At 35.7% G+C, this 16,686-nt stretch carries 14 protein-coding genes; 2 read left to right on the top strand and 12 right to left on the bottom strand.

The window, feature by feature from the left end:
- Nucleotides 1-68: 68 nt before the first annotated feature.
- The 10 genes from zupT to ACWNMZ_RS08350 form a co-directional block, all read right to left on the bottom strand.
- Nucleotides 69-878, bottom strand: coding sequence for a zinc transporter ZupT (gene zupT / locus ACWNMZ_RS08395; RefSeq protein ID WP_031538542.1), 810 nt, complete (start codon nucleotides 876-878; stop codon nucleotides 69-71).
- A 276-nt stretch (nucleotides 879-1,154) separates the two neighbouring features.
- On the bottom strand, nucleotides 1,155-1,373 hold the full coding sequence (locus ACWNMZ_RS08390) for a hypothetical protein (protein ID WP_031538544.1): 219 nt from the start codon (nucleotides 1,371-1,373) through the stop codon (nucleotides 1,155-1,157).
- Between the two features lie 168 nt (nucleotides 1,374-1,541).
- Nucleotides 1,542-3,059, bottom strand: coding sequence for a flavocytochrome c (locus ACWNMZ_RS08385; RefSeq protein ID WP_031538545.1), 1,518 nt, complete (start codon nucleotides 3,057-3,059; stop codon nucleotides 1,542-1,544).
- 219 nt (nucleotides 3,060-3,278) lie between these two features.
- On the bottom strand, nucleotides 3,279-3,704 hold the full coding sequence (locus ACWNMZ_RS08380; RefSeq protein ID WP_449598577.1) for a MaoC family dehydratase: 426 nt from the start codon (nucleotides 3,702-3,704) through the stop codon (nucleotides 3,279-3,281).
- A gap of 169 nt (nucleotides 3,705-3,873) precedes the next feature.
- A complete protein-coding gene (locus ACWNMZ_RS08375; protein WP_441993249.1) occupies nucleotides 3,874-5,067 on the bottom strand; it encodes a PDZ domain-containing protein in 1,194 nt (397 codons plus the stop codon).
- Nucleotides 5,068-5,299: 232 nt separating this feature from the next.
- Entirely contained in the window at nucleotides 5,300-7,315 is a 2,016-nt protein-coding gene (gene tkt / locus ACWNMZ_RS08370) for a transketolase (protein ID WP_109769264.1), read from the bottom strand.
- A 96-nt stretch (nucleotides 7,316-7,411) separates the two neighbouring features.
- On the bottom strand, nucleotides 7,412-8,275 hold the full coding sequence (locus ACWNMZ_RS08365; RefSeq protein ID WP_251629652.1) for a 6-phosphofructokinase: 864 nt from the start codon (nucleotides 8,273-8,275) through the stop codon (nucleotides 7,412-7,414).
- 248 nt (nucleotides 8,276-8,523) lie between these two features.
- A complete protein-coding gene (rpiB, locus tag ACWNMZ_RS08360) occupies nucleotides 8,524-8,970 on the bottom strand; it encodes a ribose 5-phosphate isomerase B (RefSeq protein WP_031538553.1) in 447 nt (148 codons plus the stop codon).
- 201 nt (nucleotides 8,971-9,171) lie between these two features.
- The gene (locus tag ACWNMZ_RS08355) at nucleotides 9,172-10,011 is read right to left on the bottom strand and encodes an aldo/keto reductase (protein WP_031538555.1); all 840 of its coding nucleotides are present in this window, start codon (nucleotides 10,009-10,011) and stop codon (nucleotides 9,172-9,174) included.
- Complete coding sequence (locus tag ACWNMZ_RS08350) at nucleotides 10,008-11,210, bottom strand: MFS transporter (RefSeq protein WP_031538556.1); 1,203 nt, start codon at nucleotides 11,208-11,210, stop codon at nucleotides 10,008-10,010. The genes ACWNMZ_RS08355 and ACWNMZ_RS08350 overlap by 4 nt, the downstream gene beginning before the upstream one ends.
- Before the next feature lie 182 nt (nucleotides 11,211-11,392).
- Here ACWNMZ_RS08350 and ACWNMZ_RS08345 point away from each other — a divergent pair, with 182 nt between their 5' ends.
- Nucleotides 11,393-11,755 carry a winged helix-turn-helix transcriptional regulator gene (locus tag ACWNMZ_RS08345; protein ID WP_031538558.1) on the top strand — a complete coding sequence of 121 codons (363 nt, stop codon included), beginning with the start codon at nucleotides 11,393-11,395 and terminating at the stop codon, nucleotides 11,753-11,755.
- A gap of 184 nt (nucleotides 11,756-11,939) precedes the next feature.
- Here the strand turns inward: ACWNMZ_RS08345 and ACWNMZ_RS08340 are convergent, their stop codons facing one another.
- Nucleotides 11,940-13,361, bottom strand: a complete 1,422-nt coding sequence (locus ACWNMZ_RS08340; protein WP_031538560.1) for a S41 family peptidase — start codon at nucleotides 13,359-13,361, stop codon at nucleotides 11,940-11,942.
- A 160-nt stretch (nucleotides 13,362-13,521) separates the two neighbouring features.
- On the opposite strand from ACWNMZ_RS08340, the gene ACWNMZ_RS08335 reads away from it, so the two are divergent.
- Nucleotides 13,522-14,349 (top strand): manganese catalase family protein, encoded by an 828-nt coding sequence (locus ACWNMZ_RS08335; protein WP_031538562.1) that lies wholly within the window; start codon nucleotides 13,522-13,524, stop codon nucleotides 14,347-14,349.
- A 54-nt stretch (nucleotides 14,350-14,403) separates the two neighbouring features.
- Here the strand turns inward: ACWNMZ_RS08335 and ACWNMZ_RS08330 are convergent, their stop codons facing one another.
- Nucleotides 14,404-16,593, bottom strand: coding sequence for a heavy metal translocating P-type ATPase (locus tag ACWNMZ_RS08330; RefSeq protein WP_031538564.1), 2,190 nt, complete (start codon nucleotides 16,591-16,593; stop codon nucleotides 14,404-14,406).
- Between the last annotated feature and the right edge of the window lie 93 nt (nucleotides 16,594-16,686).

The raw sequence follows: 16,686 nt of genomic DNA, 5'->3' as shown, positions 1-16,686 counted from the left end.
GCTTCAAAAAGGAAATAATTTTTAAAAAACTGAATAGCGTAATTCATTTAATATTATTCAACCAAGCTTTAAATAAACAATAACAGACTTACTGCCATCACAGCCATTCCTGCTATTAAGCCGTATATCGATAGGTGACCTTCGTCATATTTTTTTGCTGCTGGCAATAATTCATCTAGTGAAATAAAAACCATAATGCCTGCTACTGCTGCAAAAATTAGTCCAAACATAACATCATTTAGAAATGGCATTAAAATAAGAAAGGCAACAATCGCGCCGACTGGTTCTGCTAATCCTGACAAAAAGGAAAGTTTAAATGCTTTTCTTCGATCACCTGTCGCAAAATAAACAGGGACTGCAACTGCGATTCCCTCTGGAATATTATGTATCGCTATCGCAACGGTAATTGCTACACCAAGTCCCGGATCCTGAAGAGCTGCAGTAAAGGTTGCAATCCCTTCTGGAAAATTGTGAATAGCAATTGCCAGTGCAGTAAAACTTCCCATTTTCAAAAGAGAGTGATCTGTCTGCCTTACATTAGATTTATTAATATCTTCCACTTTCTTTAACTCATGTGGGTTTCCTTGTTCAGGAACAAATTTATCTATTAAAGCAATTAACAATATTCCACCAAAGAACCCTGCTACAGTAAGCCAATTCCCCGTTTGCTGTCCTAATGATCCAACTAATGCATCTTTTGCTTTCACAAAGATTTCAATCATCGATACATAAATCATCACACCGGCAGAGAAACCTAGCATCCAAGAGAGAAATTTAGTATTGGTGGTCGATGTAAAAAATGCAAGCATACTTCCTATCCCAGTAGCCAGCCCCGCTAATAATGTCAAACCAAATGCAACCAATAAATTTTCGGGCATTTAAATCCCCCTTATTCCTCTGTATTATTTTTAACTTTTTCGTATATATAAAAATTATACCTTCGTTTAAAAATGTTTCTCTTAGGAAAGATTTTAACCAATTTCGAAATATTCGTCAATTTATTTATGGATAGATTATATCTATAGTCATCTAGCTCTATACAAATTCAATCTTTGCTGAATAATGAAGAGCACTTTTTTAATTATACGTAAAAGGGATAATTTCTTTCCTCCCTTTTACAAATTTCTTAAGGCAAGTTAATGGAATTCTATGTATTAGTCTATTTTTCTTCTACTATTCATCTCTTTATATATTCTCTTTACACCCTCTGTAATAATCGTGCTTCCAATTAGATCGATAACAATATTTCCATTTATCATTTTAATTAAGTAATAAGATAATGTGCCTATTCCCATATCCATCATAACAAATCGCTTCATTTTCGATATGTCCATTACGACAATAATTATTTGTTTCTGATCCTCTTTATTCATTTTCCCCAACTCCCCTTTGCAATTAAAGTATGATGGAAAACGTTTGTCCGATGTCCTCCATTCTTCAACAATGGATTTTTCCAAAATAAAAGATTCAAATCATACACGATTTGAATCTTTTATCTTACCAATGTAATTTTTTTAACTTCTATTGTTTTTCAAAATAATCTATTGAGCTTTTACATAATCTGCAGACTTTACACCTGCTTGACGACCAAAGATGATAATCTCTGCAACAGAATTTCCTCCAATTCTATTCTCACCATGTAGAGCACCGGTTACTTCTCCTGCAGCAAATAATCCTGGAATAGTCTGACCCTCTTCATTAAGTACCTCTGTATTTGTATTTATTTTTACTCCACCCATTGTATAATGAATACCAGGAGCAATTTTAATAGCATAGTAAGGTGCCTTTGACAAATCATTTTCAATTCCTGTTGTTCTTCCAAAAGCTTGATCCTCTTTATTTGTAACAGCTTTATTCCAAGTATCTAATGTTACTTGCAGTTCATCTGAAGAAACATTCATTTTCTCAGCAAGCGCTTCTATTGTTTCTCCTTCTAGCACAAAGCCCATTTCCTCATATTGTTCAATTGCTTTTGCACGTGATTTTACGCCAGAATCAAACACTAAGTATGCTGATTTTTCTGGTAGTTCATTAATTGCTGCTGTTACTTTATCACGAGTATCAAGTTCATTTGTGAATCTTTTTCCTTCTACAGATACCAAGATAGCTCCTTCACCACGAACTGCTTCACCAATTAAGTAAGACTCCTCTTGTTGTACTGTTGGATGGACTTGAATTTGCTCTAAATCAACCGTCGCTCCTCCTAATTTTTCTATCATTTTAATACCATCACCAGTGCTACCAGCTTGGTTTGTAGTTACATAATCTCCTAGATCACTTCTTACTTCTTTTATCATTTCCATATTAGCGCCAAAACCACCTGTAGTGACAACCACCGCTTTTGCTGTAATTGTTTTTTCCTCTGTTTGATTGAAAAGTACGTCTACACCATTTACAATTCCATCTTTTTCAGTTATTTCCTTCACATCTGCGTTGACAAAAAGAGGTATCCCATTTTCTTGAACGTTTTTCAATAAACCATCTACAATATATTGCCCTACCGCTGATCCATCTTCAGGTCGGTGGGTACGTTTTTCATTCATCCCACCAGTAATCGTTAAATTATTCAAACGAATACCAATCGTATCTAGCCATTCAATCGCACTAGCTGAGTTATCAACAAAGAAACGTAGCATTTCCTTATCATTTGTTTCATGTCCACCCTTTAATGTTTCTTCATAAAAAAGATCATTACTATCTTCAATTCCTTGCTCTTTTTGAAACTTAGTTTCAGAAGCATTCATTCCAGAAGAAGCTTTTGTTGTATTTCCACCTGCAACAGGCATTTTTTCTAAAATAACGGGATTTAATCCTTTGGCCTTTGCTTCTAATGCAGCAGTCATCCCAGCGCCGCCAGCTCCAACAATGATAATATCATAGCTGTCTTTAAGCTCTTCATACGGTGTATAGCTTGTTTGAGAAGCTCCCGATACTGCCTCAGCTTCCTTTTCTTCATTTTCTTGTTTTTGTGTGCTATTTGTTTTTTCATTCCCACAGCCTGCAATAATAAGTACGAAAGAAAAAGCAAAAATAAAGGTTGCAATAAATTTCTTTTTCATCATTTATCCTCCAAATGATTTCATAATCTGATAATTGCGTTGATGCGTTTATCTACCAAAGTATAACATTAACTTTATAGATTGTGTAAAAGTTCACAAATTGTTAAAAATTCTTTTATTTTTATAGTTAGCGCTTTCAACCAAAGAAACTGCCATTAAGCTCCTTAAGACAGCTTAATGACAGCAAGACTACATTAATCAATTACTAATCCTGTTTATTCATTGTTTGATGAGTACAGATAATTCCCCTTCAAACACTTCTTCCTCTTTATCATTATACGTGCTAAGCAAAACTGTAAGAATTCCAGTAGCACTCCTATTTTGCTTTTTTTCGAGAACTTTTACAATCGTATAAAGTTCATCTCCTGGAAAAACGGCTTTCAAAAATTTAATATGATTCATTTCTGTTCCAGCTATAACATCCTCCCCATATTTCTCCTCTTCTACCCATAGTTTGAATGAAATAGCTAAAGTATGGATACCAGAAGCAATTATTCCTTTAAATCTCCCTTCCTTTGCTTTCTCTTCATTTACATGCATATATTGGGGATCAAATTCTCCTGCAAACTTTATTAACTCTTCTTTTGTAACTTTAAAGGATTTTGTTCTAAAGCTTTGTCCTATTTTAAATTCATCTAATTTCATTCTAGCCCTCTTTTCTTTTACTTATCTATAAACGGATTATAGCATCACAGATTAAATATCGCTCGTAGTTGACATATGTACACTGTAAACTATCATTCTATTCTTTATAAAAAATCGAGTAATCATGAAATAGATTACTCGATTTTTTTATTGGTTATGTGTTTATTCTTTAGACCGCTTCATTTCCATGTACTTTCTCGTCAGGAATTAATAGCAGTCCTAATTGATGATGATCCCCTTCATATAAGGCCCTTTGCACAAAACGAATTTCACCATTTGCATCGAACACTTCTAATTTACAATGGGCTGAGTTTTTTTGTAATGCTTTATATAACTGGTTTTTATCTTGAACAGGAATACTATTAACCTTCGAAATCATTTCGCCAATTTTCAGACCCATTTTATCCGCTGGAGAATCTGGGACAATTCCTAATATTACAACACCATTATTTTTTCTAGAAAAGTAGAAGGATTTATTCTTTTCTTTGCTTTTCTGCTTCCTCGTAATCCATTCGCGACCAATAATTGCTACTAATACTAAAGCAATGGAAGCTAGTGGATACAAATAAGCTGCAGCTCCGCCTACTACCATAATAGAACCAAGAATAATAATGTTTCTTCCTACATTTCTTATGGCAATAATCGGATGTTCTCCTTGAACTTCCATTTTTGATCCAATCAAAAATGGAACCAAGAGTAGGGAATATGTTTGATTGCCTACAGTAAACATTGGCCACCATTCAAACGGAATCGTCAGCAATCCTGAAGGAATAAATAAAAATACTGGCAAAATCCAAGCCCTCTCTAATAGATGGACACCTATTGCTTGCCCTCGTCTACTTTTCTTCAGCCGTGGCGAAGTTGCTTTCACTCCATTATTACGAACAAATATTCCCTCGGAAATAATCAATAATCCTAATAAAATTACAGCAGTTGGAAAAATATATTCAGATGAACTCAGATTATTTTTCGAAAACAAGAAATAATCCCATCCAAGGAAAAGCGAAACACTGCTAACAATTATTCCTAATCCAGCTGTGTAGACAGGAGATAACATTCTCGTTTTTCCAATTAACGCTAAAACGATTGTAATAATCCCTGTAAAAACAACAAATTCCATTGGAACTACTAAGACAAGTCCGATGGAAAAAACTGATATACAAAGTCCAATGATAATCCCCATTGGCAGTAATTGTTTCAGTTCAAAATAAGCGTTCTGTGCTCTTACTGTGAAATGTCTTCTTTCTTTTTTTACTCTAGCAACCCCTAAATAAGCAGCAAATAAAAACGATAAATAGAAAACAGGATTCAAAAATAGTTTACCAAATCCTTTTAAAAGCTCGAGCAACCAATCTTGCCACATAAAACTTCCCCCATCCTTACAATAAGCTTTCCATCTATTCATTCCTTTATTTTAAGGAATTTAATCTTTTATTATATAAATCTATTATATTCTACTAATATGGTAATAGAAAGACTATGTGGAAGAAATATTATCTCTTTTTGCTACTATTGAAGATATTTGCGCTTTATATTTCATGTTCTATAAATAAAGCCAACAACCTATATATAAAGGTCATTGGCTTATTTTAACTTTATTTTGTTTTAGCAATAGAAGATTTTACTTTTGCTACTACATTTTCTACTGTAAATCCATACTCTTGGAATAGTTTATCCGCTGGTGCTGATGCTCCGAAATGATCGATTGTGATATGCTCACCTTTAGCTCCAATGTATTCTCTCCATCCTAGAGATGCACCAGCTTCAATACCAACGCGGGCTTGAACACTTTCTGGTAATACGCTCTCTTTATACTCAGCTGATTGTTGTTCAAAACGATCCCAGCTTGGCATACTTACCACATTTACAGAAATTCCTTCTTCTGCTAATGCTGCTTGTGCTTTCATTGCAAGGGAAACTTCTGAGCCAGATGCTAAGATTAAAGCTTGTGCTGCTTCTTTACCAGTTGAAACAGTATAAGCACCTTTTTTCACGCCTTCGTATGCTTCAGCCTTTGTTAAATCTAATGTTGGCAAGTTTTGACGTGTTAATACTAGCGCTGTTGGTGTATCTGTGCTTTCTACAGCAAGTTGCCATGCAGCAGCTGTTTCTTTTGCATCTGCTGGACGAATAATAGAAAGTCCTGGCATTGCACGTAATGATGCAAGTTGTTCCACTGGCTCATGTGTTGGACCGTCTTCTCCAACTGCGATACTGTCATGTGTGAATACATAAGTAACAGGCAATTTCATTAATGCAGCTAAGCGGATTGCTGGACGTAAATAATCAGAGAATACGAAGAATGTTGCTCCGAATACTTTTACTCCACCATGTAGCGCTAAACCGTTTAATGCTGCACCCATTGCGAATTCACGTACACCAAACCAAATATTTCTGCCAGCATAACCGTCGATTGCAAAGTTTTTCTCAGCAGTCATTAATGTTTTGTTTGAACCAGCAAGGTCTGCAGATCCACCAAAGAAAGAAGGTACAGCACTTGCGATTGCTTGAATTGTTTTGCCAGAAGAATCTCTTGTTGCCATAGAATCGCCTGCATTAAATTCAGGTAATCTCTCTTGTAAATCAGCAGGCAGCTCACCTTTAATTGCTGTATCTAGTTGTGTTGCTAACTCTGGATATGCTGCTTTATAGCCTTCATATAATTCATTCCAAGCTTTTTCTTTTTCTGCTCCCTCTTGCGCTAATGATGCATAATGCTCAGAAACTTCTGCTGGAACATGGAATGCTTCTTCGTAAGACCAACCATATGTTTGTTTAGCTAATTGTGTTTCAGATGCTCCTAGTGGTGCACCATGTGACGCAGATTTTCCACCTTTATTTGGGGAACCATAACCAATTACTGTTTTTACTTCGATTAATGTTGGTACATCTGATTTTTTCGCTTGTGCAATAGCTGCTTGTATTTCTGTTAAGTCATTGCCATCTTCTACACGAATTACTTCCCATCCATATGCTTCAAAACGTTTTTGAACACTTTCTGAGAATGAAAGATGTAAATCACCATCTAAAGAAATATCATTTGAATCATATAATACTACTAATCTTCCTAGTTTTAAGTGCCCTGCAAGAGATGCTGCTTCTGCAGATACACCTTCCATTAAATCACCATCACCACAAATGCTATACGTATAATGGTCAACAACTGGATAATTATCTTTGTTATATGTTTCTGCTAAATGTCTCTCTGCCATTGCCATCCCAACTGCCATTGCGATACCTTGTCCTAGTGGACCAGTAGTAGCTTCCACACCTGGTGTATGTCCAAATTCTGGATGCCCTGGAGTTTTGCTTCCCCATTGACGGAAGTTCTTTAAGTCATCAACTGTTACTCCATAATTAAATAAATGTAACAAGCTATAAAGAAGCATAGAACCATGTCCTGCTGATAAAACAAAACGATCACGGTTGAACCAGTTAGGATTAGCTGGATTATGATTCATTTCCTTTGCCCATAGTGTATATGCCATAGGTGCTGCACCCATTGGCATTCCTGGGTGACCTGAATTTGATTTTTCAATTGCATCAATTGATAAAGTACGAATCGTATTTACTGCTAATTGCTCAATGTTTGTTTTTACTTGATTACTCATTTTCCTCATCCTTTTTTGATTTTTATTTAATGCTAAACACAAACATAATGATGTGCTAATTTTCTTATGAAGTCATAGCTTTATTTAGCTTAGCCTTTATTTAAATTGAATTCCATCTTTATGAACGACAAGCTCACCTGTCAAACAATTATTATTTGTCCATCGCAATACTTCATCCGCTAATTCGTTTGCAAGGATTCGATCAATAGCTGTCGGATTTGTTCCCATACAAAGTGCTTCATTAATTTCTGTATATTTCCAATCTACATCAAGCTTGCTAATTACAGAATCTTGGACAACTGCTTGCAAAGACTCGCTATATATTAAGACACTTGACGTTTTTGTATATGTATAGCTCTTTGTTATGGTTTCACATAAAGCGGCAATTTCCTCTTTCTCATAATCAACTGCTAAATAGTTTCCATCTACAGCAAGAGAAATATCCTGCAGCATGTTAGTCGAAGGATTTCCCTCTATTGAAAAACCAAATAATCTTGGTTTGTCATATTTTAGAGATTGAATGGTATCCTGAACCTTTAACACATTTTGAGTAATACTATTAAGCGCAGTATCATACCCTAAAGTCCAATCATTTCCTCGAATATTATTGTAAATGGAAACTGGCACAAATAATGTCCGAATCGTTTCTTTCTTTGCAATAGAAGCTTGCCATAATTCTTTTGCAACTGCATCCCCCATTACAACTGTCATATCCATCGGAGCAAATGCCTCTTCCCACTGATACTCTGACGGTGTAGCGCTTACCTTTAAGATAGAATGGCTTAAATATGGTGCATCACTAATTTCTTTTACTTCTGTATAAGTGATTTCACCGGACTCTCTGTCTATTTCAAGTCCAAAAAGTTGATGCGCAGGAGATAAATTTTCATATAAACGATGTAGAATTTGTTTTACCCCCGAAGGCAAACAACCTAAGACAATCACTCCAACCTTCAACACCTTACCCCCTAACTATTATCGAGCTGTAACTAAAAATGGTCATAATAAAAAATATACAGAAAAGTGCACATGCTATTGGAAGAAAAAGTATTTTTTTACCTTATCTTCTTTATGATATATTTTTCCAAACCCATTATACCATACAACTTCCCAAGAATAAACCATACATATTTAGTATAACCCATTAATGGTACGTACAAGTTATAATATGTTTCATTTAAGATTTTTGATGTTAATTAGTCCTACTATTAACAATAATATGATTCTATTTCTTTGATTCCATTGATTCTATTAGCATGTCTGCCACCTAGAAATTCTGCATTTAACCATGTATCAACAATTAAGCATGCCAATCCTTCACCTGTAACTCTTTCACCCAAACAAAGGATATTACTATCATTATGTTCTCTTGTGGCTTTAGCAGAGAACACGTCACCAACTACCGCTGCCCGTATTCCAGTGATTTTATTGGCAGCTATACTCATGCCAATTCCTGTTCCGCAACACAAAATGCCTAATTGATTATCTCCATTTATAATGGATTCCCCAACAAGCTTTGCGTAATCTGGAAAATCAACACTTTCCCTACTATGACAACCAAAGTCTATTACTTCTTCATTAGATTTAAGTAGATGTGCTTTTATTGCTTCCTTTAGCTGATATCCGCCATGATCACTAGCTATTGCTATTTTCATAAGCTCATCCTTCCTAGTTAAGATGCTTCTTTTTCAGATGTATTCTAACATAAAAGCAAGGATTTGTATTCGGTTTCACGTGAAATTTATAATTTTTTTATATTTCGAATTACTTATTACCTTCCTTAATTGTTAAAAAAGGAAAAAGGAATGAAGTCCTTTCTCCATTCCCTTTCTTTTGCAATAAGATAAAAGCCTTGATTAAAAATCAAAATTATCAGGATCTGGACCAACACGTTGATCCAAGTTTAATGCATCGATTTTAGCCATTTCTTCTTTTGTTAATATAAAATCAAAAACATTTCCATTTTCGATAATACGATGTTCTTTCACAGATTTTGGAATAGTGACAATTCCATTTTGCAGATCCCATCGAATGATAATTTGAGCAACTGATTTTTGATATTTTGATGCTATTTCCACTAATTCAGGTTGATCTAATAGTTGTCCTTGCATCAATGGAGACCATGCTTCCACTTGAATGCTTTTCTCCTGACAATATGCTATTAGTTCTTTTTGTGTTAGTCTTGGATGCAATTCTATCTGATTAATCATTGGTTGTATCTCTGCATCTTTCATTAACTCTTCCAAATGATGGATTTGAAAATTACTTACACCAATTGTTCTTACTTTTCCTTCTTTATATAATGTTTCTAAAGCTCTCCATGCTGCTTTATACTTTCCTTCTTTTGGCCAATGAATAAGATATAAATCTAAATACTCCAGTCCTAATTTATTTAGACTTGTTTCATACGCTTTTATTGTTTCTTCATATCCTAAATCTTCTGTCCATACTTTTGAAGTAATAAACAAATCTTCTCTTGTAATTCCTGTTTCTTGCATTCCTTTTTTAATCCCTTCACCAACACCTGCTTCATTCTCATAAATAGCTGCTGTATCAATGCTACGATAACCATTTCTAATAGCAGAGCTTACAGCATCTACCAGCTCTTGACCTTCTTCCACCTTGAATACACCTAACCCTAACCAAGGCATCTTTACTCCGTTTAATAAGTTAACAGTATCTTGTAAGTTTTTCATCGTGGTAAAACTCCTTTATCTAATGAATTTTTTTCTAAAACTAAACTAAAGCCCGTCAGAAAGATTGCCGCTACAACCATTATTCCCCCAACCCAAGAAGTATGAATTAATCCGAGCGAATTCGTTACTATTCCTCCTAAATAAGAGCCAATTGCTATTCCTGCATTGAAGGCAGCAATATTGACAGCAGAAGCAACATCTACTGCACTTGGCACATATCGTTCTGCTAATATAACAACATAAACCTGTAATCCTGGTACATTCATAAATGCCAATAATCCCATAAATAGAATACTTATTAAGCCAATGACCTTAAATGGAAGTGTAAAGGAAAGAATAAATAGAACAATTGCTTGAATGATAAACATATAAAATAAAGCTTGAAGCGGATTTTTATTAGATAGTTTACCACCGATCATATTGCCTATTGCAATGGCAACACCATATAATAGCAAAATGCCTGCCACTGTATTTTGTTTAAAACCAGTTACTTCATGTAATAATGGCGAAAGATAAGTGAAAACTACGAAAGTTCCCCCATAACCTAAAGCTGTAATGAAAAATAGCATTAAGAGACGCCCATTTGTGACTAAACGCAATTGATCCTTTAGTGTCGCCCGTCCTCCTTTTGATAAATTACCTGGAACGAGAACACTGTTTCCGATAAAGGCGATAATACCAATAATAACAATTGTAATAAATGCCAATCTCCATCCAAAATGTTGTCCAATGAACGTTCCAAATGGAACCCCGGTTACTGTTGCAACGGTTAATCCGGAAAACATAATAGAGATAGCACTAGCTCTTTTTTCTTTTGCAACTAAATCTGCTGCTATTGTTGACCCGATGGACATAAAAATTCCGTGGGCAAAAGCCGATATGATGCGGGCAATAAGTAAAATCGTAATATTTGGTGCAATAGCAGCCAAACTATTTCCAATAATAAATACAATCATAATCCACAATAAAAGTGATTTTCGTGAAATATTAGATGTAATAGCTGTTAAAACTGGTGCACCTATTGTGACACCTAAGGCATATATGGAAACCGTTAATCCCGCTGTCGTAATGCCTACGTGAAAATCTTCCGCGATTAATGGGAGTAAACCGACACTTATAAACTCAGTTGTCCCAATTGCAAAGGCACTAATAGCCAATGCAACTAAGGCAAGCGTATTATTTCTTTGCTTCAATTCTATTTCCTCCTAATAAATATATCGTTATCCACTAGTGGTTAGCTTTTTAGTAGTCTTGCATTTTAACCGGCAAGTGTTATTATGAATCATATAAGACAAATAGAAAAGTACGCACCTTTTTGTAATATAGGAACCAATAAGTATGATAGGAACAAAAAAGTACCTGTAAAAGAAGGAGTATTAGGATGGATAATAAAAAATACAATATATCAGTAGAAGCAACTTTAGAAGTAATCGGCGGTAAATGGAAGTGTGTAATTTTATGTCATCTTACACATGGTAAAAAAAGAACGAGCGAGTTAAAACGATTAATGCCAAATATTACACAAAAAATGCTAACACAACAATTAAGAGAATTAGAAGAAGATGGAGTAATCAACCGAATCATCTATCAACAAATCCCGCCAAAAGTAGAATATGAATTAAGTGATTATGGAAGAAGTCTTGAGCCCATTTTAAATGCCCTTTGCGCTTGGGGAGATACACATATTACCAAAATTTACGGGGATAAAAGTTTAGTGTTAGAAGATAGTGTGTTAAATCAATAGCCGCATAAATAATCTCCTGCAAATAATTATGCAGGAGATTATTTATGCGGCTGTTTCTATGACATTGTTGTTTTTTCAATAAGATTAATGAAAGGAGACTTTGCTCTCCCATAGAAAGCGAGTCTATTCAGGCTGTTGATCTTAGCAATAAACTATATGAAAAATAGTTTATTTAAATAATTATTTAATGCACGATATATCTTATCGCTGTTTGTAGCTGGATATCGTTTTCATCTTTCAGTTTTTCTTTCCTTACTGATTCCTCCATCTTGGCTGCCGTTTTTTGATCGATAATCCCTGTTACCTCTAACGCATTTTTTTCTTGAAATGCACGGACAGCTACTTTTGTTTGAGGACTATAATAGCCATCCTGCCTATCTGTTGTAAATCCCAAGCTTGTTAATATTTCTTGTGCATATTTTACTTGTTCATCATTATCTTCCATCTTTAAATTGTCTACAATCTGAAGAGGATGGGTATGATACAAATCAGTTTGCTTTACTTCAATAGTAGGCTTTATTCCTTGTTTATGAATCCAATTCCCATCAGGAGTGAGCCATTTAGAGACAGTTAATTTGATTTCACTACCATCATCCATCAAGATTGGCTGTTGGACCGTTCCTTTTCCAAAAGAATTTTCGCCAATTAGGGGATAATCTGCTCCCTCTTTCAATGCAGCAGCTAAAATTTCTGATGCAGAGGCGCTTCCATTATCAATCAACACGACAACTGGATATTCTTTTTCCTTTGATAAATCGGAATAAAACTGTTCACGGTCGCCATTTCGATTCTCTATTTGTACATATGGTTTACTGTCTGTTAAAAATTGCTCCACTATTGCATTCACACTAGTAAGTAAACCACCTGGATTACCGCGGACATCCAAGATAAGACCAGCTATTCCTTTTTTCTCTAAACTACTCAGCGCCTTTTCAAACTCAATTGCAGTATCTTTAGAGAAAGAGGTAATTTCAATATAGCCTATCTTTTCTCCTCCATCTTTTTTGATATCCGAATAAACAGTAATTTGAGGAACTTCATCCCGTACAATCTTTACCTTTAACGGCTTATCTACTGTTGTTCGTTTAATCTCTAGTTCTACCTTTGTCCCTTTTTCTCCTTTAATCTTGCCAATGACATCATTTAAATCCTTCCCCTCAACGGTTTCTCCATCCACAGAAATAATTTGATCCTGTGGTTTGATACCCGCCTTCTCTGCTGGTGAACCTTTAATTGGCGAAACAATGATCATTTTATCATCTTCTATACTAATTTCTGCACCAATTCCTTCAAATGAAGAATCTAGCGCCTGTTCAAATTGTTTGGCAGCCTCTTGATCCATATAAACAGAATATGGATCCTCTAATGTAGCTAGCATCCCTCTAATTGCTCCGTCTTCCAATTTCTGCTTGTCTACATTTTCCACATAGTTTTGAAGGATTAGCTGATAGGCTTTATCTAATTTATATAGAGAGTTCGACTCCATTGTATGATCAGTTGCATGCTTCTCCTGTTTTTTTTCGAAAATGGTTATTCCCATATATGTCATTCCTGACCCCGCTAATAAGGATCCTGCCATGTAAACAGCCAGCCATTTTTGTTTCATTCTAACCGTCCCTTCTTTCGCACACGATGTGTTTTATCCTGTTTCCATGTATATGATGAGCTGGGACAACTTATGAATAAATCTACCTTTTATCCATTGGACACGAACCTAATACAGGCATAGGCATAGTATATAAAGTATTTTATGAGGAGGGGAAAGAATGTTTTATCATATTAAAGAACTAGCTTACCAAGCAAAACCCGAAAAGCCAGATCCTGTGTTTGCTAAAAAATTGCAAGAACTAATCGGTGGACAATTCGGGGAAATGTCGGTAATGAATCAATACTTATTCCAGGCTTGGGGTACAAGAAAACATGATAAGTATCGTGACTTATTATTAGATACAGGAACAGAGGAAATTGGCCATATTGAATTATTGGCAACAATGGTTGCAAGATTACTAGATGATGCTCCAGTAACGGAACTAGAAACAGCGGCAGCAAGTAACCCTGCAATGGCTGCCATTATTGGCGGAATGAACCCACAACATGCCATTGTCTCAGGACTTGGAGCAATGCCAAAGGATAGTGTGGGAGTTCCTTGGAATGCAGGATATGTTGCTGCAAGCGGCAACTTGTTAGCTGATATGCGTGCAAATTTAAATGCGGAATCCCAAGGTCGCCTTCAAGCAGTCCGTTTATTTGAACAAACGGACGATAGAGGTATTAAAGATATGCTATCCTTTTTAATCGCCCGTGATACGATGCATCAAAACCAATGGCTTGCTGCTATTTATGAACTAGAACAACAAGAAGGGGTAGTTGTACCAAGCACTTTCCCTAGACATTTAGAAAAAACAGAAGTATCCTATCTATTCCTAAATCATTCAATGGGAGACGAAAGCAGTAAAGGTAGATGGGCATCTGGACCGAGCATGGATGGCATGGGAACTTTCCAATATGTAAGAGATGTACCTCCATTTGGTCCTGCTCCAAAATTAAAGCCAGCCCCTCCAGCTGAGCATGATACCCCCCCAGATGTTAAATAAGTTTTATTAAACAAAACGGTGCAAAGGGAAAAGACCCCTTGCACCGTTTTTCTTCTATAACCCTTTTACCCGCAATACCCGCATTGCATTTAGAACTGCTAATACAGTAACACCTACATCTGAAAAAACAGCTTCCCACATTGTCGCAATTCCAAAAGCTCCTAGCAGTAAAAAGATTGCTTTTATTCCTAAAGCAAAAATAATATTCTGCCAAACAATTCGTCTTGTACGTTTCGCAATAGATAGAGCTGTCGCTATTTTTGAAGGCTCATCTGTCATAATTACAATATCAGCTGCTTCAATCGCTGCATCTGCTCCTAATCCACCCATCGCCATTCCAACATCGGCTCTTGCTAAAACAGGCGTGTCATTAATCCCATCTCCAACAAATAGAATCTTCTCTTTTACCTGTTTTCGTTCATCTAGTTTTTCGATTTCCTCTACTTTATTCTGTGGTAATAGCTCTGCATGTACTTCATCTATTTGCAGAAGAGCACCAATCTTATCGCCAACCTTTTTTGCATCACCAGTTAGCATTACCGTTTTCTTAATACCTTGTTCTTTTAATAGCTGAATCGCTTTCTTGGCATCATCTTTTATTTGATCTGAAATAACGATAGAACCGATAAATTCTTGATTCACCGCTATATAAATGACTGTGCCAATTTCTTTGTTTTGTACGTAATCTATGTTTTCCTTTACCATCAATTTTTGATTCCCAGCCAACACTACTCTATCGTCAAGCTTCACACTAATTCCATGCCCAGATATTTCCTGATATTCACTGATACGTTCTTCTAATATCTTCCCAGGAAAAGCATTTCTGATGGAGTCTGCAATAGGATGATTAGAATGCATTTCTGCATATGCAGCATATTCAAGAACTTCCTCTTCAGAAAATCCAGAAGCAGTATGGATGGAATCCACTTCAAATACTCCTCTGGTCAAAGTCCCTGTTTTATCAAAAACAACATATTTAACAGCATTTAAAGCTTCTAAATAATTGCTTCCTTTAACTAATATCCCTTTTTTCGAGGCGGCACCTATCCCGCCAAAGAAACCTAAAGGAATGGAAACAACAAGTGCACACGGACAGGAAATAACAAGGAATACAAGGGCTCTATATAGCCAATCGGAGAATGTTGCACCACTTATTATTAGTGGTGGCAAGATAGCTAATAAGGCCGCAATTATTACTACTACAGGTGTATAGTATCTTGCAAATTTGGTAATAAAATTTTCGGTAGGAGCCTTTTTATTGCTGGCATTTTGGACAAGCTCTAATATTTTCGTTACAGTAGATTCTCCAAAATCTTTTGTTACTTCTATTGTTAATACACCATGATTATTAATGAATCCTGAGAGTACTTCATTGCCAATTTCGATATCACGAGGAATAGATTCTCCCGTTAATGCTGATGTATCAACAGAGGAGCTACCTTCTATTACTCGCCCATCAAGAGGGATTTTTTCTCCAGGTTTTACGAAAATAATATCTCCTATTTTCACTTGCTCAGGACTTATTTTTTTATATCGGTCTCCAACCTTCACATTTGCATAGTCAGGGCGAATATCCATTAAACTTGTAATGGATTTTCTAGAACGATTCACTGCTATCCCTTGAAATAGTTCCCCTATTTGATAAAAGAGCATAACCGCTACTCCCTCAGGGTATTCTTGAATCGCAAATGCTCCCAATGTAGCAATCGCCATAAGAAAGTGCTCATCAAATACTTGCCCGCGTAAAATATTTTTTATGGCTCGATATAAAATGTCTCCTCCGACAATTAAATATGCCACAAAGAAAAAGGAAAACTCTGCTATTCCAGTCAAAGGAGAAAAGAAGCCAGCTACTGCAACAATTGTTCCAGCTATTAATCTACCAACTAATCTCTTTGTATTTTCCGCTCCATGATCATGTGAATGGCTATGTGTTCCGTGAGCCTTTTCATGGTGATGTCCATTCCCATGATTATGCGAGGTGGAAGCTGTCATTTTATTACCTTTCTCCACCAACTTTACATGTGGCTCTAGTCTTGAAATTGTTTTTTGTGCTTTTGCTAAAATGCTGTCTCGTTCTTCTTCCTTTAACTGTAGAATTAATGTTTGTGTTGCAAAATTAACATTGCATTCACTCACTCCATTAATGGAGGCAATTCCATTTTCAATTTTCATCGCACAATTAGCACAATCCAAGCCTTCCAATGTAAATTCTTTTTTTAGTAGCTGCTTCTCTTCCTCCATCTTATCCCTTCTTTCCTTTCATTCATCTATTAACCAATGGATTATTCACTCACCTTCAATATATGAACAATTATTCATATACTCATATTCTTA

It is taken from the genome of Niallia sp. Marseille-Q9988 (assembly GCF_976954375.1).
This window is presented reverse-complemented; position numbering and strand designations above follow the sequence as displayed.